Genomic DNA, 26,171 nt, shown 5'->3' with positions numbered 1-26,171 from the left:
ATGTCGTCGCACACTGTCGGCTAACTCGTGGGAGATTGCGGGAATGGCGCATACGACGAGCACCGACAGTTCGCTCAAGCAGGGTTTCGCCGCGGGCACCTCCATCGCGGCCGCGGTCCTGCTGCTGGTGGTCGGCGTGCTCTCGATCCTCGAGGGCATCTCGGCCGCGGCATCCGACGATCTGGTGATCGTGGATGTCAACGACTACGTCTACAAGCTCAACACCACCGGGTGGGGATGGATCCACATCATCCTCGGCGCGATCGTGGTCATCGCCGCCATCGGCCTGATGGCGGGCACCACCTGGGGCCGCGCCGCCGCCATGATCCTGGCGGCGCTGTCGATCATCGCCAACTTCCTGTGGCTGCCCTACTACCCGATCTGGTCGATCGTCATCATCGCCCTGGACGTGGTGATCATCTGGGCCGTCGCGACCTGGAAGCCCGACGCCGTCTGACCCGAGCCCGACGGTGCACGGCGCCCCATCGATCCGCGCGATCGGTGGGGCGCCGTCGCGTGTTCGGGGGGTGCGCCATTAACGCGAACGGATTCACACTGGATACCAGGAGACCGGCGACCACGCCGGGCGGGTAGCACAGGGAGGACCCGTGACTCTCCACCAGGGTGCGATATTCGCCGGATACGCCATCCAGCGCGTGATCGGCGTGGGCGGCATGGGCACGGTGTATCTGGCCCGCCATCCCCGGCTGCCCATGGATGTCGCGCTCAAGGTCCTCTCGGCGGATCTGGGCCGCGATCCCGCGGCGCGCGCGTACTTCGAACGGGAGGCCGAGATCGCGGCACGCTTGCAGCATCCGAATATCGTGCGGGTGCACGACCGCGGCACCGAGGGCGACCACCTGTGGATCGCCATGGACTACGTGGACGGCCCCGATATCGGGCAGGTGCTGCGCGACGGGCCGCTGGCGGCCGAGGTCGCGGTGGAGGTGATCGCACAGGCCGCCGACGGTCTCGATCACGCGCATCGGCGGGGGGTGCTGCACCGCGATGTCAAACCCGCGAATCTGCTCACCACCGCGGTCCGGCAGCGGCGGCACGTGTACCTGACCGATTTCGGTATCGCCCGCAGTCTGGACGACACCACCACCGTCACCACCTCGGTGCGCGCGACCTTCGCCTACGCGGCCCCCGAACTGCTCACCGGGCATCCGCTCGACCGGCGCGCCGATGTGTACGCGCTGGGCGCGACGCTGTACCGGCTGCTCACCGATACGGTGCCCTATCCCCGCGACACCCTCGCCGCGGTCCTGCACGCCCATCTGCACCAGACTCCGCCGCAGGCCACCTCGTGCCGACCGGATCTGCCGGCCGGGGTGGACCGGGTGATCGCCACCGCCATGGCCAAGGACCCGGCGGACCGCTACCCCACCTGCACCGCCTTGGCGGAGGCCGCGGTGACGGCGCTGCGCGAATCGGCCACGCTCCCCGCCCCGCGACCGCTCCCCGACTCACCGCCGCTCCCCGCCCCGCAACCGCTCCCCGACTCACGGCCGCTCCCGGCACCACCAGCGGTTCCCGCATCACCGTCGACCGACGCCGGCCAGACCATCGCCGGCCAGACTGACGCGGGCCAGACCAACGCCGGCCAGACCAACGCCGGCCAGACCGACGCGGGCCCGGCCGCCGCGACCACGCCACCACCCGGCTGCCCACCGATGGACGGGAGCTGGGACACTCCCACCGCGCCCGCACCACCGCCCAGCCGCGAACCCACCGAACCCCCTGTCCCCCAGGCGAAGTCGCCGGCCATCACGCGGCGACGCCTGCTCTCGGCGCTCGGGATCGTGGCACCCGTCGCCGCCGTCGCGACCGCCGTCGTACTGCTCACCCAGGAGGATTCGTCCGGCCGGTCCGATGCGCCGGGGCAGCGCGATGCGCCCCGTGCGGGTTCGCGGCTGCGCACGGTGCTCACCGGCCACACCGGCCTGGTGCACGACGTGCGCTTCAGCCCGGACGGGGCGCTGGTGGCGACGGCGAGTTTCGACAAGAGCGCGCGGCTCTGGGATGTCGGCGCGGGCGGTCCGGCAGGCGAACCGCTGACCGGTCATACCGATCGGGTGCGTTCGGTCGCCTTCGCCCCCGACGGCGCCACCCTCGCGACCACCAGCGCGGACACCACCGCGCGACTGTGGGATGTGCGCACCGGGCGACCACTCGGTGAACCGCTGTCCGATGCCGCCGGGTCGATCAATGCCGTCGCCTTCGCCCCCGACGGCGTGCTCCTCGCCACCGCGGGCAGCGACAGCCTGATCCGGCTGCGCGGGGTGGACTCCCGGCAGCAGGTCGGCGCGCCGTTGCACGGCCATACCGCCGCGGTCAACGCGGTCGCGTTCAGCCCGGACGGCACCATGCTGGCCAGCGCGGGCTTCGATATGACGGTGCGACTGTGGGACGTGCGCACCCGCCGGCAGCTGGGTGCGCCGTTCCTCGGGCACACCGACCGGGTGCGTACGGTGATCTTCAGTCCCGACGCCAGCCTGCTGGCCACCACCGGCGCGGACGGTACCGCGCGGATCTGGGACACCGGCACCCATCGCCAGCTCGGCGATGCCATCCCCGGCCACACCGGCGGCGTCCGCGCGGTGGCCTTCGCACCCGACGGCGCCACCCTGGCCAGCGGCGGCGACGACGGCACCGTGCGGCTGTGGGATGTCACCACCCGCCGCCAGCTCGGCGAACCGCTCACCGGCCACACCGACGCCGTCTACGCGGTCACCTTCAGCCCCGACGGCCGCCTGCTCGCCACCACCGGCAGCGACGCCACGCTGCGCCTGTGGGAACCGGCGGTGTGACACCGCACCGGCTCCACGCGGGAACCGGTGCGGCACAATTTCATTCGGTGCAGGCACTCATTCGGTGCAGGCACTCATTCGGTGCAGGCACTCATTCGGCGCAGGCACTCATTCCGGTGCAGGCACTCATTCGGCGCAGGTGCTCATTCGGCGTAGGCGTCCAGTGGCGGGCAGGAGCACACCAGGTTGCGGTCGCCGTAGGCCCCGTCGATGCGCCGCACCGACGGCCACACCTTGGCGCGGGCGTGCTTCACCCCGCGCGGATACACCGCGGTCTCTCGACTGTACGGGTGATCCCACTCGCCGACCAGGCACTCCGCGGTGTGCGGAGCCCCGCGCAGCGGGTTGTCGTCGGCGGGCCAGACTCCGGCGGCCACCTGGTCGATCTCGGCCTTGATGGCGATCATGGCGTCGATGAAGGCGTCCAGCTCCTCCAGGTTCTCGCTCTCGGTGGGCTCCACCATGAGGGTGCCCGCCACCGGGAAGCTCATGGTGGGTGCGTGGAATCCGTAGTCCGCCAGGCGTTTCGCCACATCGTCGACGGTGACGCCGGTGCGCTTGGTGATCTCGCGCAGGTCCAGGATGCACTCGTGGGCGACCATGTCGTTGTCGCCGGTGTAGAGCACCGGGAAGTGGTCGTTGAGGCGCTGGGCGATGTAGTTGGCCGAGGCGATGGCGGTCAGGGTGGCGCGGCGCAGCCCGTCGGCACCCATCATGCGAATGTAAGCCCAGGTGATGGGCAGGATGGAGGCCGAACCGAATTCGGCCGCCGACACCGCGTACGAATCCCGCTCCAGCGGATTGCCGGGCAGGTACCGCGCCAGGTGCTCACGGACCGCGACCGGCCCGACGCCGGGACCACCGCCGCCGTGCGGGATGCAGAAGGTCTTGTGCAGGTTCAGGTGGCTGACGTCACCGCCGAACTTGCCCGGACGGGCCAGGCCGACAAGGGCATTGAGGTTCGCGCCGTCCACGTACACCTGACCGCCCGCCTCGTGCACCAGGGCGCACAGCTCGGCCACCTCGTGCTCGTACACGCCGTGCGTGGACGGGTAGGTGATCATGATGCAGGCCAGCCGCTCGGCGTGATCGGCGATCTTGGCGCGCAGATCGTCCAGGTCCACGTCACCGTTGGCGCGGCACTTCACCACCTCCACGCGCATGCCGACCATGGCGGCCGAGGCGGCGTTGGTGCCGTGCGCGCTGGACGGGATCAGGCAGGTGTCGCGGTGGGTGTCGCCGCGGTCCAGATGGTAGCGGCGGATGGCGAGCAGACCCGCGTACTCGCCCTGGCTACCGGCGTTGGGCTGCAACGAAACCCGGTCGTAGCCGGTGACCGCCGTCAGCCAGCCCTCCAGATCCGCGATGAGACGGCGCAGGCCCGGGGCGTCCTCGACGGGGGCGTACGGGTGCACGCGGTTGAAGCCCGGCCAGGTGATGGACTCCATTTCCGCGGTGGCATTGAGCTTCATGGTGCACGAGCCCAGCGGAATCATGCTGCGGTCCAGCGCGATGTCCTTGTCCGACAGCGCGCGCAGGTAGCGCAGCATGGCGGTTTCGGTGTGGTACCTGGTGAACGCGGGGGCGGTGAGGAACTCCGAGGTGCGGTTCTCGATGTGCGGGCGCTGCGCACCGTGCAGCAGCGCGCCCTCGGGGCCGACCGGGATCTCCGCGCCGAAGCAGTCGAGCACCGCCACCACGTGCGCGTCGGTGGTGGCCTCGTCGCAGGCGATGCCGACATGGTCGGCGTCCACCAGGCGCAGGTTGATGCCCGCGCCCTTGGCCTTGGCCACGATGGCCTCCGCGCCGCCCGGCACCTTCACCAGCACCGTGTCGAAGAAGCGCTGGTGCACCACGGCGTCGCCGAGTCCGGCGGCCAGCCACTGCGCGTGCCCGTGCACCCGGCGGGCGATGGCGCGCAGCCCGTCGGCGCCGTGGTAGGAGGCGTACATGGCGGCCACGATGGCCAGCAGCACCTGGGCGGTGCAGATATTGGAGGTGGCCTTCTCGCGGCGGATGTGCTGTTCGCGGGTCTGCAACGCGAGGCGGTAGGCGAGGCTGCCGTCGGCGTCCACCGAGACGCCGACCAGTCGGCCCGGCAGCTGACGGGCGTGCGCGGAGTGCACGGCCAGATATCCGGCGTGCGGGCCGCCGAAGCCCAGGGGCACGCCGAAGCGCTGGGTGGTGCCGAAGCAGGCGTCCGCGCCCTGTTCGCCGGGCGGGGTGAGCAGTGTCAGGGCCAGCAGGTCCGCGCCGATGCCCACCAGTGCGCCACGCTCGTGGGCGGCGTCGATGAGCGGCTGCCAGTCCACGATGCGGCCCGACGCGCCCGGCAGTTGCGCCAGCACGCCGAAGAAGTCGCCCTCGGGCAGTTCGCCCGCGGCGAGGTCGGCCTCCACGATCTCGATCCCGAGCGGTTCGGCGCGGGTGTACAGCACGGTCCGGGTCTGCGGGAACAGATCGGTGTCGATGAGCAGTCGCGACGACTTCGACTTGCGGTTGGCGCGCTGCAGCAGCGTCATGGCTTCGGCGGCGGCGGTGGCCTCGTCCAGCATGGAGGCGTTGGCCACCTCCATCCCGGTCAGATCCGACACCATGGTCTGGAAGTTGAGCAGCGCCTCCAGGCGGCCCTGCGAGATCTCCGGCTGATACGGGGTGTAGGCGGTGTACCAGGCCGGGTTCTCGAGCAGGTTGCGCACCAGCACCGGCGGAGTGAGGGTGTCGTAGTAGCCGAGGCCGATCATGCTGGTGGCGACGGTGTTGGACGCGGCCAGCGCGGCCAGTTCGGCGAGTGCCTCGTGCTCGCTCATCGCGGGCGGCAGCGCGGCCAGGCCGTTGGTGGCGGCGGCGTCGAGAATGCTGGCGGGCACGGCCCGTTCGGCCAGCTCGTCCAGGGATCCGATGCCGATGGCGGACAGGATGCGGTCGGTTTCGCCGCGATCGGGTCCGATATGGCGGTCGGCGAAGGATCGATTCTGCACGGCAGCTCCAAGGTTCGGGCGGGTCGACCGACGGGGTCGACAGTCGGGTGCCCTCCCCCTCTGTCGTGGAGCCTGAGAGATTCGGGTCCGCCGGGTGAGCGGTGCCCTTTCCCCATGGGCGGGTGGTCGCGGACCACCGCTTTCCAGAGGCGTCGAATCTCCGTACGGTCCCTGGTGCCTGAGAGATTGACGGGGAGGTGCTGCTCCTTCGGCGTCCGGTGGTCCCGGAACTCTCCCGCACGGCGGCGACGCACCGCCCAGTGTATGCCGACCCTGGTTACAGGATTGTTGCCTGGGCCGATTTCACACCTGGGGCGGCGCGTCGCGCGATGCCGCTATCGAATCGCTAACCGGTCTTGGCGTTGAGGCGGGCCTTGCGCCGGAAGGCGAGTTCGTCCTCCGGGCGGTCGGTGGCATTGCCCTCCTCGGCGCGTTCGGCCGGGAAATTGGCTATCGCGCCGGTCAATTCGCGCATGGCGCCGCTGACGGCGATGCCGAAGACGCCCTGGCCGCCCTGGAGCAGATCCACGACCTCCTCGGGCGAGGTGCACTCGTAGACGGTGGTGCCGTCGGAGAAGAGCGTGATGCCCGCCAGATCCTCGACACCGCGGCTGCGCAGATGGTCGACCGCGATGCGGATGTTCTGCAGCGAGATGCCCGCGTCGAGCAGGCGCTTCACGATCTTGAGGACCAGGATGTCCTTGAACGAGTACAGGCGCTGGCTGCCGGATCCGGTGGCGGTGCGAATGGACGGAGCGACCAGTCCGGTGCGTGCCCAATAGTCGAGTTGGCGATAGGTGATTCCCGCCGCCTGGCACGCAGTGGGAACTCGGTAGCCAACCAGATCATCGGGCACCGTGTCATCGGGGAACAGCCCTGGCTGTACCACGTCTTGCGGTTGATCTCCCACTGACTACTCCCTCACTACCGTGGCCTATCAGGGCTCGTCATCAATACTGGAGCGAATGGCCTAACTATCGAGGCTACTCTCCCGATTGTCCCGGCAGTATCGGCATCCGACCAAGCCTGCTCGACCGCGTGTTTCTCACCCTAAACCTGAGGTCGAGACACGTTTCCGTATCGGATCGGCCACTCAGCTGTCGGTCGCCTTGAAGTCGTCCGGCGAAACCGATTCGAGGAATTCCTTGAACTTCTCGACCTCGTCCTCGCGCTCGTCCGGCATGACCAGCCCGGCCTCCTCGAGCACCGCCTCCTCGGCGTAGATCGGGCAGCCCACCCGCAATGCGATGGCGACCGAGTCCGACGGCCGCGCCGAGATGCGCGGACCGTTCTCGAAGACCAGATCGGCGTAGAAGGTGCCCTCCTGCAGATCCACGATCCGCACCTCCTTCAAGGTGTGGCCCAACTCCTTGATGAGGATCTTGACCAGATCGTGGGTCAGCGGACGGATGGGCGTGACGCCCTCCTGTTCGAGCACTATCGCCGTCGCCTCGGCCTGCCCGATCCAGATGGGTAGGTATCGGTCGCCGGATACCTCGCGAAGCAACAGCACGGGCTGGTTCTGTGGCTGCTCGACACGGATGCCGATCACACGCATTTCGCTCATGGCACGCCTCCCATAAACTCGCCCGGCTGCCGCCCTGCCGCTCGGTGCCGTATCACCGAGTCTAAAGCGCGTCGGCCATTTTCCTCCGACACCACCCTTCTCGGGTGTCCCCACACCGAATCGGTGCGGATTCCTGCTTCGCCGAGTCCGGTTCCACCAGTCCCCGTTGGGAACTGGCCGGCGCCCGACTCTCCACAGGCATTGATGACCCGGCCACCTGCTGGGCGGTCCGGAACGCCATTGCTGACGTAAGAGCCACAATACGCGTCGGCACCGACACCGTGCCCGACACACAGGGCGAGGATCTCAGCCGCCGAGGGAAGCGCGCACGGCGGTCTTCACCAGGCAGGTGTGCAGGGTCAGCGACAATGCCGCCAACTCCCGCACCGTCTCCTCCGCGCGGGCGCGCGCGTCCTCGTCCCGACTCTTGGCGATCGGGGCGGCGATCTGGGCCACCAGCGCCGCCTCTCGATCCGCCGCCAGCTTGAAGGCGCGCAGATGCCGTGCCTCCAAACCGAATTCACTCAATGCCTGCGCGGTGCGGGCCAGCGTCACCGCGTCGGTGTCGAAGAAACCGGCCGCGCCGGGGGTGATCAGTCCGGCGCGGATCAGCTCCTGAAGGAACTTCTCGTCGATACCGGCCTGGTCGATCAGGTCCGCCCGAGTAACCCGGATCTCGTGATCGAACCGGAGTTCCTCGGGCGATACCTCACCGGGCACGACCCCGAGCCGCCGCAGGCGGCCCGCACCGTCGGTGGGCGCGGATCCGTTCACCGCGTCGACTCCCCCGCCGCCCGCTCGGGCGCGAGCTTCCCGCACCCCGAGCGTGGCGGCCCCCTTGTCGATCGCCTCGAGTTGTTCCTTGATCACCTTCAGCGGCAGGTACTGGTCCCGCTGCGCGGTCAGCACGAACCGGAGCCGCTCCACGTCGTGCACCGCGAACCTGCGGTAACCCGACGGGGTGCGCTCCGGGCTGATCAGTCCCTCCGATTCGAGGAATCGGATCTTCGAGATGGTGATGTCCGGAAAGTCCGGACGCAGGAGATCCAGCACGGAGCCGATCGACATACCTCCGCGCGTCCACTGCGCTGCGCCTGTCATTCCGCTCGGTCCTATAGCGCGCCCGCGTCACTCGATTGCGGACGCGGACCGGTCAGGAAGACCAGCCGGAACTTGCCGATCTGCACCTCGTCGCCGTTCTGCAGCTCCGAGGAGTCCACCGGCTCCCGATTCACATACGTGCCGTTCAGGCTGCCCACATCGACCACCTGGAAGGTGTCGTCGTCCTGCCGGAACTCGGCGTGGCGGCGGCTGACGGTGACATCGTCGAGAAAGATGTCGCTGTCGGGGTGGCGCCCCGCGGACGTGGTGGGCTGATCCAGCAGAAATCGCGAACCGGCGTTCGGGCCGCGCTTCACAACCAGCAGGGCCGCCCCCGCGGGCAGACCCTCGACCCCTACCGGCTGCTCGCCGGTCTGCTCGGTGCGAGGTTCGACCTCGTTCAGGAAATCAGCGCGGAACACCGATGTGGTCTCAGCCGCGCTCTCCCCGTAAACCGGGTCTTTGTGCTCGCTCACCCTTGCTCTCCTCCTCGAACCGAATAATCCATGCAAGCAGTTGATGCCTTCAGCTACTCGGCCACCGGGGCCGCTCTCGCCCTCGGACGGGTGAGGTGCGAAAACTCCGAGCACCGGCTGCCGGATCATCTGTTGGCATTGACCGTACCCTGCCGGGGCGTGCCCGTGCAGGTAGAACTGTGAAGGCTCCTTCAGCCCCCGATAACTCCTTGATAACCTGCGGCATCCAGCAGCTCGCCGAGTACCGCGTCCACACCGTCGGCATCATCGAGCTCGAGTTCGAACATCCAGCCGTCGCCATAGGGATCGGAATTGATCGTCTCGGGCGAGGACACCAGATCTTCGTTCACGGCAACGACTTTGGCGGCCAGCGGCGCGTAGATGTCGCTCACGCTCTTGGTCGACTCCACCTCCGCGATGCTGTCCCCGGCTGCCACATCCTTGTCCACCTCCGGCAGCTGCACGAATACGACGTCACCGAGCTGTGACTGCGCGTAGTCGGTGATGCCCACCCGCACCCGGGTCGGGCCGACCTTGGCCACCCATTCATGTTCCTCGGTGTAGCGCAGATCCTGGGGTAGGTCGGTCACAGGCGTCCTTTCAACAGATGTACTCCCGAGTTGTCGTTGTGTCGGCAACACCCTAGCCGCTACGGGGTGACCCGTGGCACGGCCGGTACGGCGCGGGCCACGGCAACCGCCTTGCCGACGTAGAGGATGCCTGTCCACACGTAGACCACCGTGCCCCAGACCAATAGTGCCCCGCCGAAGGCCGCCCCGAAACCCGCGGCCGCCCAGTCCATCTGACCGGCCAGCAGCCACGGCAGCGCCGACATGAGCGCGAAGGTGGCGGCTTTGCCCAGGTAGATCACCTCGGGCGGGGGCAGGTCGCGCCGTTTGTACACCCCCAGCGTGACCGTCAAGATCACATCCCGGCCGATCAGTATCGCCACCACCCACCAGGGCAGGATGCCGCGAATCAGGAAGCCGCCCAGCGTCGCCACCAGGTAGAGCCGGTCCACCAGCGGGTCCAGCAGCGCGCCCAGCCGGGAGGACTGGTCGAGAAGGCGCGCCAGCTTGCCGTCCAGGAAGTCGGTGACCCCGCTGACCACCAGCAGCGCGAACGCCCACCCGTCGGCCTCCCGCACCAGCAGCAGCCACAGGAAGACCGGAACGCCGACCAGCCGGATGACGCTGAGCACGTTCGGCACGGTCAGAATGCGGTCGCCGAACACCGATTCGGCGTTCCGTTCGGATGTCACAGGCCGTGCATACCTCAATCACGGTGTTATCGCCATCCGGGCACGCCGACCACCGGGCGTGGTTGGATCACAGTATGGTCGCTGCCATAGTCTTCGAATGAGAGAATGAGTTTCGATTCGTCTCATTTCCACTGGGTGCTGCGCGAGAGGAAGAGCATGCCCGACTTCGACTACGACGTCGTTGTGATCGGTTCCGGATTCGGCGGCAGCGTGAGCGCGCTGCGGTTGACCGAGAAGGGATATCGGGTGGCGGTGCTGGAGTCCGGCCGCCGCTGGACCCCGGAGAACCTGCCCAAGACGAACTGGAATGTGCGCAAATCCATCTGGGCGCCACGACTCGGGATGACCGGAACCCAGCGGATCAGCGTGCTCGGCAAGTGCGCGGTGTTCTCCGCCTCCGGGGTGGGCGGCGGCTCGCTGATCTACGGCAACACCCTCTACGAGCCACTGCCGGACTTCTACGCCGACCGGCAGTGGGCGCACATCACCGACTGGCGGACCGAACTCGCGCCCTACTACGACCAGGCCCAGCGCATGCTCGGGGTGGAACCGAATCCGCGCCTGACGCCCGCCGACGACGTGATCCGTTCCGTCGCCGAGGATCTCGGGGTCGCCGACACCTTCCACCCCACCCGGGTGGGCGTGTTCTTCAACGAGGAGAATCCGGGCGCGGAGGTGGACGACCCGTACTTCGGCGGCGTCGGACCGCGCCGCAGCGGCTGCGTGCACTGCGCGCGCTGCTTCACCGGCTGCCCGCACAACGCCAAGAACACCACCGTGAAGAACTACCTCTACCTGGCCGAACAGGCCGGGGCGCACGTCTTCGAACTCACCACCGCCACCCGGGTGCGGCCCATCGCGGGCGGCGGGTACGCCATCGAGACCCAGCGCTCCGACCGCTGGATCCGCAAGGGGCGCAAGGTCTTCACCGCCGAACAGGTGGTGTTCGCCGCGGCCGCGCTCGGCACCCAGAAGCTGCTGCACCAGATGCGCGACGAAGGGGTGCTGCCCCGGCTCTCGCCGCGGCTGGGTGAGCTGACCCGCTCCAACTCCGAGGCCATTCTCAATGTGGTCAGCAAGGCGCGCGACGATTTCGCCCAGGGCATCGCCATCACCTCGTCCATCCATCCCGAGCCCAACACCCATATCGAGGTCTGCCACTACGGCAAGGGGCAGAACGGGCTGTTCCCGCTGTCGGTGCCCATCGTGGACGGCGGGGCGTTCCGCTTCCTGCGCTTCCTGCTGGCCATCCTGCTGCACCCGATCGTCTTCGCGCGCAGTCTCAACGCCCACCGCGCCTCGGAGAAGTCGGTGATCCTGCTGGTCATGCAGTCGCTGGACAATTCGCTGACCTCCTTCCGCAGATGGGGGCAGCTCAAGACCCGCCAGGGCACCGGCGAACCCAACCCGACCTGGATCCCGCTGGCCCACGACGTGGGCCGCCGCTTCGGCGAGAAGGTCGACGGCGATGTGCACTCGCTGATCATGGACGTGTTCAATATCCCGGCCACCGCCCACTACATCGGCGGCTGCGTGATCGGCACCGATCCGAACACCGGCGTGGTCGATCCGTATCAGCGGGTCTTCGGCCATCCGGGCCTGCACATCGCCGACGGTTCGGCGGTGACCGCGAATCTGGGCGTGAACCCCTCGCTCACCATCACCGCGCAGGCGGAGCGGGCCATGGCGTTCTGGCCCAATCGCGGCGAGCCCGATCCGCGCCCGGAACTGGGACAGCCGTACCGGCGCATCGCCCCGGTCGCGCCCCGGCGTCCGACGGTGCCGGACACCGCGCCCGGCGCGCTGCGACTGCCCATCTTCCCGACCGATGCGCCGGTGTCGGGGCACTGACCCCGGGGCGGCCGGGATGACGCGGCGAGTGGGCGCGGGTAGGTTGGCATCTCGTGTGCGCCAACATGATCGACTTCCGCTCCCCCGTCGCGGCGGATGAGGTGCTGGCCCGGGGCCGGGCGCTGCGCGAGCGCACTCCGCTGTCCGCGCGGGACCGGGATGCCGTCGCTCCCGACCGCCCCGGCGTGCTCGACTTCCTCGAGGCCAGCAATCGCGGTCGGCTCGACCATCTGATCCCGCTGCGGATGGGCCGCATGGTCGCCTCGCCGTTCGCGTTCTTCCGCGGCTGCGCCGGTCTGATGGCGGCGGATCTGGCGCCCGCCCCGGTGAGCGGTCTGGACGCCCAACTGTGCGGTGACGCGCACGCCGCCAACTTCGGCCTCTACGGCGGTCAACGCGGTGAGATCGTCATGGACATCAATGATTTCGACGAGACCGTGCGCGGTCCGTGGGAGTGGGATCTGGAGCGGCTGGCCGCCAGCCTGGTGCTGGCCGGACGTGAGGGCGACGCGAGCGAGGACGACTGCCGCATCGCGGCACGCGATGCCGCCCGCTCCTACCGGCTCGCGGTGGGCGCGCTGGCCGAGATGCCGTTCCTGACCTCCTGGACCGCACTGGCCGACGAATCGGCGATCGGCCGCACCCGCGCCGACGCCCTGCTCGACGATTTCCAGCGGGCGGCCAAGAAGGCGCGCAAGAACACCAGCGCCAAGGTGGCGCGCAAGTGGACCGAGATCGAGGATCACGAGACCGGCATCGGCAAGCGCACCTTCGTTCCCGACCCGCCGGTGCTCAGCACGGTGGATCCGGCGGTGGCCGAGGCGGTGATCGACGGCCTGACCGGATACGTGGGCACGCTGCGCGAATCGCGGCGGCGGCTGATCACCCGGTTCTCGGTCTCGGATATCGCCTTCCGGGTGGTGGGCACCGGCAGTGTGGGCTTCCACAGCTATCTGGCGCTGCTGCACGGCAATGGCGACGAGGTGCTGGTGCTCCAGCTCAAGCAGGCCGCGCCGGCGGCTCTCGCGCCCTACCTGCCCGCCGTCCCGGCGCGGCACGAGGGTGAGCGAATCGTGCAGGGGGCCAGGGCCGTTCAGGCCGAGACCGATATCCTGCTGGGCTGGACCACGCTCACGCTGGACGGCCGCGAGCTCCCGTTCATCGTGCGGCAGTTCCGCAATCTCAAGGGCGGTATCGATCCGTCGGCGCTGGAACCGGACCACCTCGACGACTACGGCCGCCTGGCCGGGGCGCTGCTGGCGCGCGCGCATGCGCGCTCGGTCGATCCGCGGCTGCTGGCGGGCTATCTCGCGAACGGGGAGGAGTTCGATGACGCGGTGGCCGCCTTCGCGGTGCGGTACGCGGACCGCGCCGAGGCCGATCACGCCGAATTGGCGACCGCGGTGCGGACCGGTCGGATCGCCGCGGAGACCTCCTGACCACCCTTCCGACACCGTCTGACCTGCCGCTGGGCGACACACGGCCCACGGCAAAATCCGTCCGGGAGGGTCCGTCCCTCCGTACCATTTCGACTATCGATCGACGAGAAGGGTGCGAAGCCGATGCTCGTTCGAGTGCAGAACACCGCCGGCACCCATGCCGAGAAGGTGCTGATCGACTGGTTGCGCACCTGGAAGGGCCGCGGCGATCCGCACGGCGTGGCCACCGTGAATTGCAGCCTCTTCCACGGGGATCGGCTCTACCCCTTCGACGCGGTGGTGTGGACGCCGACCAGCTGCGTGGTGATCGAGGCCGAGGCGCTGGTGGAACGGCTCGAGGGTGAGCTGGAGGTGCCGCTGAGCGGTCCCTGGCGTGGCGCCGACAAGATCATCAACTTCGAGGGCGGCGACCGCCGCACCCCCCTGGACAAGTCCCGCGATCACACCTTCGCCCTGCAGAACTGGTTCGCCGAACGCGGGCTGGGACAGCGCGTGGTGCACGGCGCGGTGCTGGTGGTGCCGCCGCCCGGTTCCCAGGTGCGGGTGCGCCAGCTGTGGAGCGACCCCAGTTTCGAGGTGCTGCTCGGCGACGACCCCGCCCGCCTGCGCGAGTACTTCGACTCCATCGCCTCGCGCGGCCGCCCGCAGTGGTCGGCCAACGATGTGGCGTGGGCGTTCCGCGGGCTCGGCATCCTGCCGTATCTGCCCGCCCCGCAGGATCTGCTGAACGAGGGCTTCCTCGGCCCGGTGGACGTCACGCTGTGGCACGGCGGCCCGCAGCAGGCGCAGGCCGAGGCCTACGCCGAGGAGCAGGCCCGGCTGGAACGCGAGGCCGAACGCCCGCACCGCCGGATCATGTCGGTGCCCGCGCCGTGGTACAGCCCCTGGAAGCTGTATCCGCGCCGGTCCGGTGAACTCGATGTCGGCGGCAGCGTCATGCGGGTGCTGCTGACCATCGGCATGGTGGTGGCGGCGGTGTGGGTGATCTGGTTCGTGCTCGCGGCGCTGCTGACCTACGGCTGAGGCGCTGCTGACCTACGGCTGAACGGCCGGGTCGCCGGGCGCGCGTGGCGTACCGTCGGCGCGCAGCGCGATGCGGCGCACCGGGAGATAGCGGCGCACCGGGATATAGAGGACAGCCACCAGCGCGACGGCCGCGGCGGCACCGCCGACCACATCGGTGACGTAGTGGTACCCGAGTCCCACCATGCCGACCGTCACCCCGGCCAGCACCACCGCACCGACCCCCACCGCCGCCACGCGGAAGCCGCGATGGTCGGCGGCGAGTGCGACGGCCGTGACCGCGGCGACCAGGTGCACGGTATGCCCGCTGGGATAGGCGAGATAGTCGTGCAGCGGCCGGTCCCACAGCGGTTTGAGCACCCAGGTGTTCACGACGACCGCGAATTCCGGTGCGAGCAGCACGAATCCGGCCCGCCACCACAGCCGCCGCCGCGCGAACCACAGCGCCGCGGCGGCCAGGAGCGGCAGCACCGCCCAGGCGGTGCCGGGAAATGCCAGCATCTCGTACAGGTCGGCCCGGTCGGGCAGCCGCGCGGCCAGCCAGCTGTCCAAACCGGTCGGTCCCTTTCCAGCGGGGAACGTCAGCGGCACGACCACGGTGAGCAGCGCCGCACTCAGCGCCAGCAGCGACAGCGCCGCCCCGCCCGCCGTGCGAACGACGGGCGGGCCGGCGGATGGAGACTCAGCGGACACGAATCCGCACCCTAGCCCCGGCGCTCGCGGCCATGGTGTCGCCCCGGCCGCTCCCGGCGCGCCCGACGCGCGCTGAGAGCCGCGCGGCCCGTCTCGACACCGACCCGGCCCGAGCGCGACCCGGTCCGAGCACAACCCGGTCCAAGCACGATTCGGTCCAACCCGGTCCAAGCACGATTCGGTCCGAGCACGATTCGGCCGCGGCACACGCGACTGAGCCGTGCCACACACGATCCCGCCGCGCCACACACGATCCCGCCGCAGCACGCACGATCCCGCCGCAGCACCCACGATTCAGGCCGCAGCACGCACGAGCCGGGCCGCGGACAGCCCCAGCCGTCCACGCGTGCCAGCGGCCGGAATCCGCCGCCGCGGCGCATGCGGCCACCGTCGCGACCGCCCTGGGCGCGGTGACGCCGCTGGCCGCATGCAGGATCCGACTCCGCGCACAATCCGACTCCGCGCGCGATCCGACTCAGTGCGCGATCCGACTCCGCGCGCGATCCGCGGTCCGGCTCAGTTCGATACCGCCGCCGGATCGGTGAGCATGGCGGCGCGCAGCATGTACTCGGGCACGCCGAGGCCGCCCACCAGGGTGGTCGCGTGCGGCCGCAGCCGGTCGACGAGTTCGTTCACCCCGCGGCGCACCGCCTTGGCCCGCTCCACCGACATGAAGCGGTGCATGATGAACCACGCCTGGTTCTCCTCCAGCACGGTGTACACGAACAGATCGCATACCGAATCGGCGAGCGCGCGGGCCTGTTCGTCCTCGATGGCGGCGATGCCCTCGATGAACGCCTCCAGCACGATGCGGTCGATATGCGCGGTGCCCGCCGCCAGAATGTGGTCCTGGGCATTGTTGAACGCTTCGAACGGTCCGGTGTCCGCGGCACGCGCCCGCAGCCGGTGCGCGGCCGTGCGGGTCAGGTAGTCCTCGCGATCGGCGAACAGCTGCAGCTGCACGTCGCGGCGGGCCAGGTCTCCATCGTCGACGCCCTGGTCGGAGCGGTCGCGCAGGCGCTGGATGAGCTGGCGCACCCCGGTCACGTCGCGCACCACGTCGCGGGTCATGGTGGCGGCGAAGCGCACCCAGCCCAGCGCGTCGAGATCGCGCACCTCATCGGAGTAGGCGGTGAGCAACTCCTTGGCCACCAGTTGGGTGAGCACCACGTTGTCACCCTCGAAGGTGGTGAACACGTCGGTGTCGGCCTTCAGGGTGACCAGTCGGTTCTCGGTCAGGTAACCCGCTCCGCCGCATGCTTCGCGGCACTCCTGGATGGCGCGGGTGGCGTGCCGGGTCTGCGCGACCTTGAGTCCGGCCGCGCGCTTCTCCAGCGCGCGCTGCGCACCCGGATCGACGTCCTGTCCGGTCTGCACCAGATGCATGCGCCGCACCAGGTCGTTCTGCGCGAAGGCCAGCGCGTAGGACCGCGCCAGCAGCGGCAGCAGGCGGCGCTGATGGCTGCGGTAGTCCAGCAGCAGGGTCTCCTCGCCGGTATCCGGATCGTCGAACTGGCGACGCCGTTCGGCGTAGCGCACCGCGATGCTCAGCGCCACGCGCGCACCGGCCGCCGCCGCGCCGCCCACGCTCACCCGGCCGCGCACCAGCGTGCCCAGTGTGGTGAAGAAGCGGCGGCTCGGATTCTCGATGTCGGAGTGGTAGGTGCCGTCCGGCGCCACGTCGGCGTACCGGTTGAGCAGGTTCTCGCGCGGAATCCGCACCTGGTCGAACATGATCCGGCCGTTGTCGACGCCGGGCAGGCCGCCTTTGAGGCCGCAGTCGGAGGTGGTCACGCCGGGCAGGTCGTTGCCCTGGTCGTCGCGGATGGGCACCAGGAAGCAGTGCACGCCCCGGCTCTCACCGCCGGTGATCAGCTGCGCGAAAACCGCTGCCATACGGGCGTGTTCGGCCGCCCCGCCGATGTAGTCCTTGCGGGCGGCGGGAGTCGGGCTGTGCACCACGAACTCCTGGGTCGCCGGATCGTAGGTGGCGGTGGTCAGCAGATTGGCCACATCGCTGCCGTGACCGGTTTCGGTCATGGCGAAGCAGCCCAGCAGGTCCAGGGTGATGAGCTGTTCGACGTAGGTCTGGTGCCGCTCGGTGCCGAGGTTCTCCACCGCACCGCCGAAAAGTCCCCACTGCACACCGCATTTCACCCACAGCGACAGGTCGGTGTAGGCCAGCATCTCCAGGGCGGTGACCGCCCCGCCGGGATCGTTGCCGCCGCCGTGCTCGAGCCGGAAGCCCTTCTCGGCCCAGCCGAAGGTCGAGACCAGGCGCATCTGCTCCAGCACGCGGGCGCGGGCGGCCCGCATATCGAGGGAGGGATCGCCGTAGAGCCGATCGTCGTCGAGGTGTTCGCGTGCCTTCTCGCGGATCTCTCGCCAGGGGCCGTCCAGGGCCGCGCGTAGTTCGTCCACTGTCCGATCGTCGTCGGTCGCCATATTCGCCACCCTACTGTGGCGGTTACGCTCGACCGGGTGATCTCCCGCACCGTGTATTTTTCTCCATCATGAGCAACGATCTGGCAACCAGAGCGGAGGATGCGCCCGTGCGCACCGCCTGGTGGCAGCGCCGGTTCGCGGCGGCAATAGATCGCCTGCTCGCCGACCGGATCGCCACCGTCGACGCGGTGGTCGAGGCACCCTCGCCACTGCAGCCGATCGATCTCACCGACGACGCCAGCGTCACCGAGGTGCTCGACCTGGCCGAGCGGGTGGGCGAGGTCGTGCTCGCGGCAGGCACCAGTGTCATGGACACCACGACGCAGATCGAATTCATCGCCGCCACCTACGGCCTGTCCCAGATCGATGTCGACGTCACCTACAACTCCATCCGCATCTCCGTCGATCGCGGCCCGAAGCTGCCGCCCGCCAGCACCATGCGGGTGGTGCACTATCGGTCGCTGGACTTCACCCGGCTCGCGGCCGTGGACCGGCTGACCCGGCGCATCCGCCGGGAACTGGTGCCGCCGGAGGAGGCCCTGGCGGCGCTCGAGGCCATCACCACCGCGCCGCACCCCTACAAGCGCTGGGTCTCCACCTTCGGCTGGGCGCTCATGGCGGCGGCGATCGGGCTGCTGCTGGGCGGCGGCTGGCTGGTCTGCGTGCTGAGCTTCGCCGCCACCACCGCCATCGACCGCACCAACCGGATCCTCAACCGCAAGGGTCTGCCCTTCTTCTTCCAGCACATGGTGGGCGGCTTCATCGCCGCGATTCCCGCGATAGCCGTCGCCACCTACGCCGGTCATCTGAAGATGGATCCGTCGCTCATCATCGCCGCGGGGATCGCGGTGCTGCTGGCCGGTCTGCAACTGGTCGGCTCGGTCGAGGACGCGATCACCGGCGCGCCCATCACGGCGGCGGCCCGCATGCTCGAGGTCATCATGATGACCTGCGGCATCATCGGCGGCATCGTGCTGGCGTTGCGTCTGGCCGAGATCCTGGGCGCGACGGTGCCGGCGATCGATACCACCGCGACCCGCGATATCACCAACTGGCCGCTCAAGCTCGCGGCGGGCGCGATCGCCTCGGTGGCGTTCTCGTTGGCGTGCTACGCCGAACGCCGGGCGCTCACCGCGGCCGCCTTCAGCGGTGCCGCGGCGACCATCTGCTTCCTCCTCGTCCAGAACTCGGGTTTCGGACCGATCATCTCCTCGGGGGCCGCGGCCACCGTGGTGGGCCTGGCCGGTGGTCTGGTCGCCCGCCGCGCCCTGACTCCGCCCCTGGTCATCGCGGTGGCCGGCATCACGCCGCTGCTGCCTGGCCTCAAGGTGTATCGCGGCCTGCATTCGCTGCTCAACGATCAGCAGTTGTTCGGCCTGAACCAGTTGTTCACCGCCTTCGCGGTGGGCGGCGCCCTCGCGGCCGGTGTCACCCTCGGTGAATGGTTCGCCCGCTCGCTGCGGCAACCGCGAATTCTGCAGCGTTTCGGCACCATTCGCCGCCCGCGCATCCGACCGCGGCGTCCGGTGGCCTGACCCGGAAAACCCCCGGAGCCGTACGACCGATCCGACGACAGGATCGTGCTCCGGGGGTATTTCCTTGCCCACCCGGCCTTTTCACGTCGACCGCGGCCGGAGCGGGAGGTTCGGGCGGATCAGGCGGGTGCGGACGGCGCACCCGCCGGTATCAGGTGTTTGGCCTCCACCAAACGGGACTTGGCCTGGCGTTTCACCGGGCAGGCCAGACTGGGGCAGTCGATATGGGTCTGCATGATGAGGTGGGCGTAGCCCACGGTCATGACGGGCACGGCGCTGTGGTTGGTCGGCGGAATGCCGTACATCCTTGTCGCCCCTTCCCTTTCGTGTCTGACGGGTTGCCGGTCCGTGGGCACACTTCCAGTAGACACCGCGGTGTCGCGTGCTGGAAGATTTCGGTGTCGGACATTGGCGAAGACTTCCGCGGTCTTCCAATCCCGCTGCGAAAATCATTCCAAAATCGCACACCCTCATGAGGTTCGCTAATGACCGAAGGTGGTTCCGGCTCCACAGTTCCCCGCCGCATGCTGGGCCGACAGCTGCGCCGCCTGCGCGAGGACGCGGGCGTCTCGGTGGCCGCGGCCTGCCGCACCATCGAGGTGTCCGCGCAGACCATGTGGCGGCTCGAGGGCGGGCAGTCGGTGAAGCTCAAGGACATCTACATCCGGGCCCTGTGCGTGCTCTACGGGGCCTCCGACGACGATACGGCGGCGTTGCTGGGACTCGTAGCAGAAACCAAGCGAACCGGATGGTGGCATTCCTACGGTGACGCCGTGCCCGGTCACTTCGACCTGTACATGGGTCTGGAGGAAGCGGCCAAGCGCCTCACCATGTTTCAGCTCACGCTGCTGCCCGGCATGGTGCAGACGGCCGACTACCGGCGCGCCATGGTGTGGACCGTCCACCCGCAGATGCCCACGGCCGAGGTGGAGCGGCGCGTCGAACTCATGACCAAACGACAACAGCGCCTGCACGATTCGGGTTTCGAGCTGAACGTGCTGCTGTCGGAGTCCGCACTGCACCATCAGGTGGGCGGTCCGGGAGTGATGGCCGACCAGCTCGCGCACTTGCTGGAGATTGGCAGGCGTCGAAACGTATCGATTCGGGTAATCCCCTACAGCGTCGACAGCTGGATCGGGCTACAGGTGGGCCACTTCGTATTCCTGGAGTTCCCACTGCACCGGGAGACCAAGTGGACCGAACCCCCGGTTGTCTACGTGGAGGGATACACCGGCGCTCTATACCTGGACCGCGACAACGAGATTCAGCAGTACAGAGCGGCTATTGCAGAGATACGACGCGTCGCGTTGGATGAGAGCGACACCAGAGATCTGGTAACCCACACAGCAAGGAGCAAGCAGCGTGAGCAATGACCTGTCCGCGGCACGGTGGTTCAAGAGTTCCCGCTCAGCGAACCAGGAAGCGTGCGTCGAAACCGCACACCTGGCAAACGGCGCGGTCGGCGTCCGAGACTCCAAAGACCCGACCGGCCCCGCCCTGATCTTCGCCCCCGTCGCCTGGGACGCCTTCGTCACCGGCGTCCGTTCCGGCGAGTTCGACCGTCTGTAACCCATCGGCGAGAGGTACTCGGGAATCCCTTGCCCCCGAGTACCTCTCCTATTCGTTCAGCAGGCCGATGCTGCGGCCGATATCGGCGAGGGTGGCGTCGAAGAGCACGTCCGGGTGGGTGACGTGGATGGGGTAGTTGCCGAAGGCTTCCAGGGTGACGTGGCCGTACAGGCGGGCCCAGAACTGGATCATCACGTAGCTGACGCCCAGGTCGAGCTTCTCGGCCGGGAATTTCTGGCCCGATTCGGCGAGTACCGCGAGCAGATCGGTCTGGAAGCGGATCAGATCGTCGCGCAGTTCCGCGGGGATGGCCGCCACGGGCGGGGTGACGACCTCGTAGTCGGCGAGCAGGCGACCCGCCGCCTCCAGAAACAGGCGACCGACCGGTTCACCGAATTGCCGCATGGCACTGGGCGCTCCGGCTCCGGTGGGAGACGCGAAGACCAGCGTGAACTCCCGCGGATGGGTGAGGGCCCAGCGCCGGAAACCGCGGCAGACGCCGAAGAACCGCACCATGGCGTCGTCGGGCTCCCCCTCGAGCGCCGCGGCCATATCACGGGCCAGATCCGCGCACACGTCCAGGCGCACCGCCGCGATCAGATCGTCGCGGCTCTCGTAGTAGCGGTAGAGCGCGGGAGCCGTGATGCCCAGCTCCCGCGCGATCGCCCGCAGCGTCACCGCGTCGGGCCCCTGGTCGACCAGCAGTGACCGCGCGACGCGGCGGATGTCGGCGTCGCTGACCGCGGGCACCCGGCCGCGGCGTCGCGTGTCGGTCATGCTGTCTCCCAATCGAACCGGGTGGCCGGGCGCGCGGTCCGACCGCTCACTCGTAGGCGACCTGCCAGCTCTTGATTCCGTTCAGCCAGCCCGAGCGCAGGCGGACCGGTTCGGAGATCTGGCGCAGGTTCGGCATCACATCGGCGATGGCGTTGAACATGAGGTCGATCTCCAACCGGGCCAGGTTGGCACCTACACAGTAATGCGTCCCGGTGCCGCCGAAGCCGACATGTGGGTTGTTCGTGCGCAGCACGTCGAACTGGAAGGGATTGTCGAAGTGGTCCTCGTCGAAGTTGGCGGCCGAGTAGAACAGTCCGACGCGCTGGCCCTTCTTGATCTCGATACCGCTCAGCACGGTGTCCTCGAGAGCGGTGCGTTGGAAGGACACCACCGGGGTGGCCCAGCGCACGATCTCGTCGGGCGCGGTGCGCGGGCGCTGCTCCTTGTAGATCTCCCACTGGTCCGGGTGGTCGACGAACGCCTTCATGCCGTGGGTGATGGCATTGCGGGTGGTCTCGTTGCCCGCGACCGCGAGCAGGATGACGAACCAGGCGAATTCGTCGGAGGCCAGCGCCTCACCCTCGACATCGGCCTGCAGCAGCGTGGTCACGATGTCGTCCATCGGGCATTTCTTCTTCTCCTCGGCCAGGTTCCAGGCGTAACCCATGACCTCGGCGGTGGCCATCTTGTGATCGCCCTCGAACTCGGGATCGTCGTAGGAGATCATCTGGTTGGTCCACTGGAAGATCTTGCCGCGATCCTCCTGCGGCACGCCGATGAGTTCGGCGATGGCCTGCAGCGGGAGTTCGCAGGCGACCTGCTCGACGAAGTCGCCGCCGCCGGTCTTCTTGGCCTCGTGCACGATGCGCTCGGCGCGCTCCCGCAGGGCGGCGCGCAGCGACTCCACCGCGCGCGGGGTGAAGCCCTTGGAGATGATGCGACGCAGCTTGGTGTGGCGCGGCGGATCCTGGTTCAGCAGCAGGTGCCGCTGGATCTCGATCTCGTCCCGGGTGATGTCGGAGTTGAAGCGGATGACGGCGGTGTTCTCCTCCGAGGAGAAGATGTCGGAGCGCTTCGAGATCTCCTTGATGTCGTCGAGCTTGGTGACCACCCAGTAGCCACCGGTGTCGAACCCGCTGACCCCGTCGGGCTGCGGGTTCCACCAGATGGGCGCGGTCTTGCGGAGTTCGGCGAACTCCTCGATGGGCAGTCGCCGGGCGAACAGCTCGGGGTCGGTGAAATCGAAGCCTGCGGGGATGGACGGCGCGGACACGGAACCTCCTCTGGAACACGTTCCCAAGGAGTGAACCACACCACACCCGATTTGTGAACGGGTATTAGTAAATACCGTTCACCGAATTCTCAGTACGCGCCCTCGCCCCTGGTCACCGCGCCGATCGTCCTGGCGACCAGCAGCAGGTCCAGCAGCATGGACCAGTTCTCGACATAGGAGAGATCGAGCCGCATGGCGTCCTCGGGCGCCAGATCGGACCGGCCGCTCACCTGCCACAGGCCGGTGACGCCCGGCTTGACCAGCAACCGCCGCCGCATGACCCCGTCGTAGGAATCCACCTCCCGCCGCACCTGCGGACGCGGCCCCACGATGCTCATCTCACCGCTGAGCACATTGAAGAACTGCGGCAGCTCGTCGAGCGAGTACTTGCGAATGAACCGCCCGACGGGGGTGATCCGTGGATCGTCACGCATCTTGAAGAACACCGGGTTGCCGCCGTTCGATTCGATGAGCGCGTGGATGTGCGCGTCGGCGTCGACGTACATGCTGCGGAACTTGATCATGCGGAACGGCCGTCCGTCCCGCCCGATCCGCTCGGACAGGTAGAACACCGGACCGCGGCTGCCCACCTTGACGGCCACCGCGATCGCCACCAGCACCGGGGCGATGAGCACCACGGCCGTCAGTGCGAAGCAGAGGTCGAAGACCGCCTTGCGAATCGACTTGGCGCGGTCGTAGCGCGGCTTCTCCACGTGCAGCATGGGCATATCGGCCACCAGCCGGTGGGTGAGCCGGGTGCCCGCCATATCCACCAGGCCGGGCGTGACGATCAGCTCCACGCCGAGCGGATCCAGCTCCCAGGCCATGCGGCGGAAGTCGGCGGGGCCGAGCTTGTCGGTGGCGGTGACGGCGACGGTGTCCGCGCCGGTGCGCCGCACCGCGTCCAGCACCGACCGGTCGTCACCGACCACGGGTATGTCCAACTCGCCGACTTCCAGTGCCGGATCGGGCAATTCGCCGTCGTGCGGGGTGCAGACGCCGATCACGTTGTAGCCCCAGCTGGGATCGCGCGAGAAGGCGGTCACCATGGCCCGCGCCGCGTCCCGGCTGCCGACCACGAGTACGCCGATCCGGTACCCGCCGCGGGCGCGACGGCCCGACACCCAGCGCCGCCACAGCCGCCGCTGCAGCATCAACGTCAGCACACCGAGCGGAAGGGCGATGGCGAGATAGCCGCGCGCGATATCCACGCGCAGCACCAGCGACACGATGGCGATGACGCCGAACAGCCGCAGCGTCGCCGAGATCAGCCGCCGGTATTCCTCTGTGCCGGAACCGATCACGCGCGGCGACCGAGCGCCGCTCAAGCCCAGCGCGGCATACCAGGCCAGGGCGAGCACCACCGACACGACGGTGTAGCGAACCTCGAGCGGCAGGGTGGCGGCCAGCGGCGGATCGGCGGGTCCGCCGAACCGAATCACCTGTGCCACACCGACGGCCAGGCATACGCATAGCAAATCGGTGAACCGCAGTCTGCGGACATAGTCGTCTTGCCAGCGCTCTCTGTCCGAGCGTGGCAGGGGCCGCGGCGGCCGGGCCGTACGCAGCGCACGCCCGGCGGAAACCTCGAAACTCATGAAACGAATGCACCTCCCCCACGGGAGAACTCGGTCCCGATCCCCACTGATCAGTTCCACTCGGCTCCACACGGACTGACGCCGGTTCCCCAAGGGCTTTCACTGCATGACAACCGATGAGGCCACCGATTGTTTCGGCGGCCAGAAGCCGAATGTTACACACCCCACCCACGGCGGTCACCGAAACCGCATGGGTACCAATGTATCCGAAAATTTGCGGGAACCGGCACGACCGGTTTCCTGGAATTCCCCTATCGTTCCCCTAACGGTGGAACAAGCAGGTCAGACGTAACATATCACCCGAAAATCGGTGCGAAACACTTAATTTGCACGACTCCCACGTTTGCCGACCGAACGCTCGGTTCTGTGGGCCGCAGAAATTTACTCCCTAATAACCCCCAAGCCCTCTGAACAAACACTCGGACCCCCTCGATCCTGTTGTAACGTAACGACGGATCGAGCCGACCCTCTGGGCAGATCGGGCGTTGCCGGTCGCCGGTGTCGGTGAAAGGTGGGGAATCTGCGTGCAATGTCGTTTGTGTGACTCCGAAAGATTGGTCAGTGTGCTCGATCTCGGAGCCACTCCGCCCTGTGAGAAGTTCTTGACGGCGGCTGAACTCGATCTTCCCGAGCCGACCTTCCCGCTGCATCTGCGGCTGTGCGAAGACTGTCTGCTACTACAGATCCCGGCGCTCATCACGCCGGAGGACACCTTCACCGAGTACGCCTACTACTCCTCGTACTCCGACAGCTGGGTGCGTCACGCCCGCGACTTCGTGGCGGCGGCGACCGAGCGACTCGGGCTTGGCCCCGGCTCCTTCGTGGTCGAGGTGGCCTCCAACGACGGCTACCTGCTCCAGCACGCGGTGGCGGCCGGCATCGACTGCCTCGGCATCGAACCGTCGGTGAACGTCGGCGCGGCCGCCCGCGAGAAGGGCGTGCCGACCCACACCGGCTTCCTCGACGAGGAGTTGGCGGCCAAGGTACGCGCCGAACACGGTCCGGCCGATCTCGTGGTGGCCAACAACGTCTACGCGCACATCCCGGATCTGCGCGGGTTCACCCGCGCCCTGCGGGAGCTGCTCGCCGACGACGGCTGGCTGTCCATCGAGGTCCACCATGCGCTCGAGCTGGTCACCCATGGTCAATTCGACACCATCTATCACGAACACTTCCAGTACTACACCGTGCTGTCCGCGCAGCGTGCCCTGGCGACCGCCGGGCTCACCGTCGTGGACGTGGAACTGCTTACCACACATGGTGGTTCATTGCGGCTCTGGGCGCGACCCGAAGCGGTGGCGCATCCGGGCGAGCGGGTCGACGAGGCGCTGCGGCGGGAGGCCGACGCGGGCCTGCACACCGTCGCGGGCTACCTGGAACTGCGTCCGCGCACCGAACGGGTGCGCCAGGATCTGCTGCGCTTCCTGCTCGACTGCCGCGCCGCGGGCAAGCGGGTGGTGGGCTACGGCGCGCCCGGCAAGGGCAACACCCTGCTCAACTACTGCGGCATCCGCACCGATCTGCTGGCCTACACCGTGGATCGCAATCCCTACAAGCATGGGCGGTTCACGCCCGGCACCCGCATCCCGATCCATCCCCCCGAGCGCATCGACGCCGATCGCCCGGACGTGGTGCTGGTGCTGCCCTGGAATCTGGAAACCGAGATCACCGCGCAACTGCGCCATGTCACCGGCTGGGGCGGACAGCTCGTCTACCCGCTGCCGGAACTGCACACGACCGTGGCCGCGCTGGATCAGTCCGAGAGGTAA

At 68.5% G+C, this 26,171-nt stretch carries 22 protein-coding genes and 1 riboswitch; of the genes, 9 read left to right on the top strand and 13 right to left on the bottom strand.

Annotation, left to right across the window (positions count from 1 at the left end; all coding sequences use genetic code 11):
* Positions 1-43 precede the first annotated feature (43 nt).
* Both FOH10_RS11595 and FOH10_RS11590 read left to right on the top strand, forming a co-directional pair.
* Complete coding sequence (locus FOH10_RS11595) at positions 44-457, top strand: DUF7144 family membrane protein (RefSeq protein ID WP_143980707.1); 414 nt, start codon at positions 44-46, stop codon at positions 455-457.
* Positions 458-608: 151 nt separating this feature from the next.
* Positions 609-2,813, top strand: a complete 2,205-nt coding sequence (locus FOH10_RS11590; RefSeq protein WP_143980706.1) for a WD40 repeat domain-containing serine/threonine protein kinase — start codon at positions 609-611, stop codon at positions 2,811-2,813.
* 143 nt (positions 2,814-2,956) lie between these two features.
* On the opposite strand, the gene gcvP is transcribed toward FOH10_RS11590, so the two are convergent.
* The 7 genes from gcvP to FOH10_RS11555 all read right to left on the bottom strand — a co-directional run bounded on the left by gcvP (position 2,957) and on the right by FOH10_RS11555 (position 10,199).
* Positions 2,957-5,794, bottom strand: coding sequence for an aminomethyl-transferring glycine dehydrogenase (gcvP, locus tag FOH10_RS11585; protein WP_143980705.1), 2,838 nt, complete (start codon positions 5,792-5,794; stop codon positions 2,957-2,959).
* Positions 5,795-5,949: 155 nt separating this feature from the next.
* Positions 5,950-6,042, bottom strand: a riboswitch (glycine riboswitch).
* A gap of 98 nt (positions 6,043-6,140) precedes the next feature.
* Positions 6,141-6,704 carry a MerR family transcriptional regulator gene (locus tag FOH10_RS11580; RefSeq protein ID WP_029930634.1) on the bottom strand — a complete coding sequence of 188 codons (564 nt, stop codon included), beginning with the start codon at positions 6,702-6,704 and terminating at the stop codon, positions 6,141-6,143.
* A 183-nt stretch (positions 6,705-6,887) separates the two neighbouring features.
* Positions 6,888-7,361, bottom strand: a complete 474-nt coding sequence (locus FOH10_RS11575) for a bifunctional nuclease family protein (protein ID WP_029930635.1) — start codon at positions 7,359-7,361, stop codon at positions 6,888-6,890.
* Between the two features lie 306 nt (positions 7,362-7,667).
* A complete protein-coding gene (ftsR, locus tag FOH10_RS11570) occupies positions 7,668-8,429 on the bottom strand; it encodes a transcriptional regulator FtsR (RefSeq protein ID WP_085996412.1) in 762 nt (253 codons plus the stop codon).
* Between the two features lie 44 nt (positions 8,430-8,473).
* Entirely contained in the window at positions 8,474-8,938 is a 465-nt protein-coding gene (gene odhI, locus FOH10_RS11565; RefSeq protein WP_029930637.1) for an oxoglutarate dehydrogenase inhibitor Odhl, read from the bottom strand.
* A gap of 191 nt (positions 8,939-9,129) precedes the next feature.
* On the bottom strand, positions 9,130-9,528 hold the full coding sequence (gcvH, locus tag FOH10_RS11560) for a glycine cleavage system protein GcvH (protein ID WP_143980704.1): 399 nt from the start codon (positions 9,526-9,528) through the stop codon (positions 9,130-9,132).
* 59 nt (positions 9,529-9,587) lie between these two features.
* Entirely contained in the window at positions 9,588-10,199 is a 612-nt protein-coding gene (locus FOH10_RS11555; protein ID WP_029930639.1) for a CDP-alcohol phosphatidyltransferase family protein, read from the bottom strand.
* Positions 10,200-10,355: 156 nt separating this feature from the next.
* Between FOH10_RS11555 and FOH10_RS11550 the strand changes: the two genes are divergently transcribed.
* From FOH10_RS11550 to FOH10_RS11540, 3 genes are all read left to right on the top strand, one after another.
* A complete protein-coding gene (locus FOH10_RS11550; RefSeq protein WP_143984024.1) occupies positions 10,356-12,050 on the top strand; it encodes a GMC oxidoreductase in 1,695 nt (564 codons plus the stop codon).
* A gap of 65 nt (positions 12,051-12,115) precedes the next feature.
* On the top strand, positions 12,116-13,489 hold the full coding sequence (locus FOH10_RS11545; RefSeq protein ID WP_143984023.1) for a DUF2252 domain-containing protein: 1,374 nt from the start codon (positions 12,116-12,118) through the stop codon (positions 13,487-13,489).
* A 135-nt stretch (positions 13,490-13,624) separates the two neighbouring features.
* A complete protein-coding gene (locus tag FOH10_RS11540) occupies positions 13,625-14,512 on the top strand; it encodes an NERD domain-containing protein (RefSeq protein ID WP_244961892.1) in 888 nt (295 codons plus the stop codon).
* 12 nt (positions 14,513-14,524) lie between these two features.
* On the opposite strand, the gene FOH10_RS11535 is transcribed toward FOH10_RS11540, so the two are convergent.
* Both FOH10_RS11535 and FOH10_RS11530 read right to left on the bottom strand, forming a co-directional pair.
* On the bottom strand, positions 14,525-15,205 hold the full coding sequence (locus FOH10_RS11535; RefSeq protein ID WP_244961890.1) for a phosphatase PAP2 family protein: 681 nt from the start codon (positions 15,203-15,205) through the stop codon (positions 14,525-14,527).
* A gap of 516 nt (positions 15,206-15,721) precedes the next feature.
* Positions 15,722-17,650 carry an acyl-CoA dehydrogenase family protein gene (locus FOH10_RS11530; protein WP_143980702.1) on the bottom strand — a complete coding sequence of 643 codons (1,929 nt, stop codon included), beginning with the start codon at positions 17,648-17,650 and terminating at the stop codon, positions 15,722-15,724.
* Between the two features lie 68 nt (positions 17,651-17,718).
* Between FOH10_RS11530 and FOH10_RS11525 the strand changes: the two genes are divergently transcribed.
* The gene (locus FOH10_RS11525) at positions 17,719-19,185 is read left to right on the top strand and encodes a threonine/serine exporter family protein (protein WP_143980701.1); all 1,467 of its coding nucleotides are present in this window, start codon (positions 17,719-17,721) and stop codon (positions 19,183-19,185) included.
* Between the two features lie 119 nt (positions 19,186-19,304).
* Here the strand turns inward: FOH10_RS11525 and FOH10_RS11520 are convergent, their stop codons facing one another.
* Positions 19,305-19,490, bottom strand: coding sequence for a hypothetical protein (locus FOH10_RS11520; RefSeq protein WP_039813309.1), 186 nt, complete (start codon positions 19,488-19,490; stop codon positions 19,305-19,307).
* Between the two features lie 180 nt (positions 19,491-19,670).
* Between FOH10_RS11520 and FOH10_RS11515 the strand changes: the two genes are divergently transcribed.
* Both FOH10_RS11515 and FOH10_RS11510 read left to right on the top strand, forming a co-directional pair.
* Positions 19,671-20,558 (top strand): helix-turn-helix domain-containing protein, encoded by an 888-nt coding sequence (locus tag FOH10_RS11515; RefSeq protein WP_029930647.1) that lies wholly within the window; start codon positions 19,671-19,673, stop codon positions 20,556-20,558.
* On the top strand, positions 20,548-20,754 hold the full coding sequence (locus tag FOH10_RS11510; RefSeq protein WP_143980700.1) for a DUF397 domain-containing protein: 207 nt from the start codon (positions 20,548-20,550) through the stop codon (positions 20,752-20,754). Before FOH10_RS11515 ends, FOH10_RS11510 begins: the two co-directional genes overlap by 11 nt.
* Positions 20,755-20,802: 48 nt before the next feature.
* On the opposite strand, the gene FOH10_RS11505 is transcribed toward FOH10_RS11510, so the two are convergent.
* From FOH10_RS11505 to FOH10_RS11495, 3 genes are all read right to left on the bottom strand, one after another.
* Positions 20,803-21,531, bottom strand: coding sequence for a TetR/AcrR family transcriptional regulator (locus FOH10_RS11505; RefSeq protein ID WP_143980699.1), 729 nt, complete (start codon positions 21,529-21,531; stop codon positions 20,803-20,805).
* A 46-nt stretch (positions 21,532-21,577) separates the two neighbouring features.
* On the bottom strand, positions 21,578-22,804 hold the full coding sequence (locus FOH10_RS11500; protein ID WP_039813304.1) for a cytochrome P450: 1,227 nt from the start codon (positions 22,802-22,804) through the stop codon (positions 21,578-21,580).
* Between the two features lie 89 nt (positions 22,805-22,893).
* Entirely contained in the window at positions 22,894-24,255 is a 1,362-nt protein-coding gene (locus FOH10_RS11495; protein WP_244961889.1) for a sugar transferase, read from the bottom strand.
* 671 nt (positions 24,256-24,926) lie between these two features.
* Here FOH10_RS11495 and FOH10_RS11490 point away from each other — a divergent pair.
* Complete coding sequence (locus tag FOH10_RS11490) at positions 24,927-26,171, top strand: class I SAM-dependent methyltransferase (protein WP_143980697.1); 1,245 nt, start codon at positions 24,927-24,929, stop codon at positions 26,169-26,171.

Origin of the sequence: Nocardia otitidiscaviarum, assembly GCF_007362295.1 — a bacterium.
Lineage (GTDB): Bacteria > Actinomycetota > Actinomycetes > Mycobacteriales > Mycobacteriaceae > Nocardia > Nocardia otitidiscaviarum.
Note: the sequence above shows the minus strand (reverse complement) of the source record. Positions and strands in the feature narration are given on the sequence as shown.